Genomic DNA, 3,273 nt, shown 5'->3' with positions numbered 1-3,273 from the left:
GCTATGTTACCAAACAAGATGTTATTATAAACATTTAGGATTGCTGAGTCATCCCGTAAGTAGGCATCTACACCACCACCATAATTAGCTGAATTTCCTGAGAATGTATTGTTTGTAATAGTTGTTCTGCCTGAGTGCGAAGATACATATACACCACCACCATAATTAGCTGAATTTCCTGAGAATGTATTGTTTGTAATAGTTGTTCTGCCTGAGTGCGAAGATACATATACACCACCACCATAATTAGCTGAATTTCCTGAGAATGTATTGTTTGTAATAGTTGTTGTGCCTGATTGCAAAGATACATATACACCACCACCATAATAACCAGCTGAATTTCCTGAGAATGCACACTGTTTTATTGTTATATTTGCCCCATACCCATCCACATAAAGACCACCGCCAGAGATGTTATGTTTCCCATTATTAAAAGCCATACCCTCTATTGTCACATCACCACCACTATCACCACCACTATCACCACCACTATCACCGCCATTCTTATCTGTGTCAGTATTTATATACATAATCTGAACGCTTTTTCCGCCATCCAGGATTGTCTTATCTGTACCAGCACCCTGGATAGTGAGTGTATGACCGCTATCCCCATTGTTGGTAGAATACCTAAGGGTAGTAGTAATATCGTAATTCCCTGCTGCCACATTTATTGTATCATCCTCACTATTAGATGCAGCCTCTGTAAGTGCATTTTGAAACTCATCTGGATTTGTTACATTAAAGGTTTTCCCAAATACTACATTAGTTGCCAATAAGGCCACCAAAAAAGCCGAAGATAATAACCTTGCTCTCATCTCAACACACCTCCTGCTTACTTTTTCTATCACAAAATCACACAATTGTCAAGCAGTCTGGCAGGGCCACGTCAAAGTCACGAAATAATTTGTTTTTTAACAGATATCAAAACCCTCTGGCTTTTTCCTCCCCTTTGTGTTATAAGTAAGTTAATGGGTGAAAAGAATATTTTGCGTGAAGTAAAAATAAGGCCTATTAGAAAAGAAGAGTTTTCTCTATGGAAGGAATTGATGAATAAATATCACTATCTTGGTTATAAACGGATGCCAGGAAAAAATATTCATTATGTTGCTACTTTAAGGGATAGATGGGTAGCACTTTTGGGCTGGGGTTCAGCAGCACTAAAATGCAAAGTCCGAGATGACTTTATAGGTTGGGATGAAAAAAAGAAGCTTGAGAGACTTTTTCTTTTGGCAAATAATGTGCGTTTTTTAATTTTCCCCTGGATTAATATAAAAAACCTGGCTTCAAAAATACTTTCACTTAATTTAAAGAGACTAAGCAATGATTTTAAACTCCTCTATGGTCATCCCGTAGTTTTAGTAGAGACTTTTGTGGATTTATCTGGTTATAAAGGCACCTGTTACAGGGCAGCTAATTGGATATATCTTGGTAAGACAAAGGGATTTTCTAAACGAAACAGGCATTATTATCCAAATAATCATCCCAAAGGGGTATTTGTTTATCCACTCTTTAAGGATGCAAAAGCACTTTTAAAGGCAGAGCTTTTGCCATATGATTTCAATCTTTTATACAGGAGGGATTTTATGGAGGCTTTAAGGAATTTTCCTATAGAGTCCCTTATTTCTGAGATAGGCAAGATAACAGATCCAAGGAAGCCCAGGGGTATAAGACATCCTTTGGTTGTGGTTTTAGGGATTAGTGTTTGTGCTGTGCTGTGTGGGGCAAGGAGTTTTTTAGCAATTGGGCAATGGGCAAAGGGTTTACCAAAGGAGGCGTTAAAGAGATTTGGTGCTAGAAGAGATGAGCCACCAAGTGAACCTACTATAAGAAGGACAATACACAGTATTGATGCAGATGAATTTGATAGAAGGATTAGCAATTGGTTAATAAGCCAAAAATGTTTTAAAGGCAAAGGTTTAGCGGTAGATGGTAAGGTATTGCGTGGTGGAGGACTTAAATTACTCTCAGCGATTGTGCATAAAGAAGGAATAATTATAAAACAAAATGAGATAAGAGAAGGTACAAATGAGATTAAGGCATTTAAGCCATTACTTAAAGATATAGAAATTAATGGGGCGGTTGTAACTGCTGATGCGATGCATTGTCAAAGGGAGAATGCCAAATTTTTAGTAGAAGAAAAAGGGGCAGACTATGTATTTACAGTCAAAGAGAATCAGAAGACCCTTTTAGAAGACATAAAGGACTTAGATTTTAAAAAAAACCCTTTGATTATTATGAAATAGATAAAGGGCATGGCAGGATTGAGCAGAGGTATATTTGGGTAAGTGATGAACTTAAGGGTTATATAGATTTTCCTTATGCAGAACAGGTTTTTATGGTCAAGAGAATAAGAGAACAAAAGGGCAAAATAACTACAGAATATGCCTATAATATTACTAGTCTTAACAAACAGAAGGCATCAGCTAAGAGGCTTTTAGAATTAAATCGTTCTCACTGGGAGATAGAGAATCGGTTGCATTGGGTGCGAGATGTTACATTTGATGAAGATAGAAGTCAAATTCGCAAAAAGAATGGTGCAAAGGTAATGGCAAGCTTAAGGAATTTAGTAATTAGCATCCTTAGACTGCTTGGATTTAGATATGTGCCTGAGGGGATTAGATATTTTATGATGCATATTGAAGACGCCTTAAAAGTTATAGGAATTTAAATTAATTATTCAAAATTCTTTCTACTTAATGCTACAGGGGTAGTATGTTGAAATAGTGTTTAACTTTGCTTTTTTAATCTTTTAATTATCTTTTTTTATTTAAAAAACCTTTTGTGCTACAAAAATTAGCTCTTTATCTATTCTAATTAAACTACTTTGCCGTATCCCTGGGGTTGATTAAAAGTTTCCTTGACAGAAATTATGAGGGATAGTAATATCCTTTTAGGCAGTAGAATATATAGTTCAGCATAGAGGAGTATTGGAGAGGTGAATCAAAAAGAGGCTTTGAAAATCATTTCCCAAAAATTGGAAAAAGGGCAATCTAAACAAGAAATCTTTAATGAGCTCATATCAAAAGTAAAATTCAAATCAGACCTAATTAAATATATAGCTATGGTTCCAAATTATGAAGATAGAATCAAATATAAAAATCTAAATCTTGTGCTCTTTTTGATTTTATGTTTTTTTGCAATATCAAAATTTGTTATTGCTGTATTTATGTTAAGTCAGGTTTCGCTTATAGCATTACCCTTTGCTTTTCTTGTCCCAATTATTACTATTTGGTTCGCGATTTCAGTTTGGAACTTCAGAGGAAACATGTATAG

At 35.3% G+C, this 3,273-nt stretch carries 4 protein-coding genes; 3 read left to right on the top strand and 1 reads right to left on the bottom strand.

The genetic code is table 11. The features are described 5' to 3' along the window. The coding region (locus J7J01_04050; GenBank protein ID MCD6210055.1) for a right-handed parallel beta-helix repeat-containing protein at positions 1-815 on the bottom strand (815 nt) is incomplete at its 3' end. A 153-nt stretch (positions 816-968) separates the two neighbouring features. Between J7J01_04050 and J7J01_04045 the strand changes: the two genes are divergently transcribed. The 3 genes from J7J01_04045 to J7J01_04035 form a co-directional block, all read left to right on the top strand. Beyond that, positions 969-2,243 (top strand): ISAs1 family transposase, encoded by a 1,275-nt coding sequence (locus tag J7J01_04045; GenBank protein ID MCD6210054.1) that lies wholly within the window; start codon positions 969-971, stop codon positions 2,241-2,243. After that, the gene (locus tag J7J01_04040) at positions 2,240-2,668 is read left to right on the top strand and encodes an ISAs1 family transposase (GenBank protein ID MCD6210053.1); all 429 of its coding nucleotides are present in this window, start codon (positions 2,240-2,242) and stop codon (positions 2,666-2,668) included. Before J7J01_04045 ends, J7J01_04040 begins: the two co-directional genes overlap by 4 nt. A 267-nt stretch (positions 2,669-2,935) precedes the next feature. Continuing rightward, positions 2,936-3,273, top strand: a 338-nt coding sequence (locus J7J01_04035) for a hypothetical protein (GenBank protein ID MCD6210052.1), incomplete at its 3' end; no start/stop codon positions are given.

Source organism: Methanophagales archaeon (assembly GCA_021159465.1).
In the GTDB taxonomy this organism is placed as follows: Archaea; Halobacteriota; Syntropharchaeia; order Alkanophagales; family Methanospirareceae; genus G60ANME1.
The sequence above is the reverse complement of the archived record's forward strand: the minus strand, read 5'-3'. Positions and strand labels throughout refer to the sequence as shown.

Excerpts from the sequence above, each read along its gene's own strand:
- J7J01_04045 (MCD6210054.1), top strand. The coding sequence starts at position 969 with ATGGGTGAAAAGAATATTTTGCGTGAAGTAAAAATAAGGCCTATTAGA.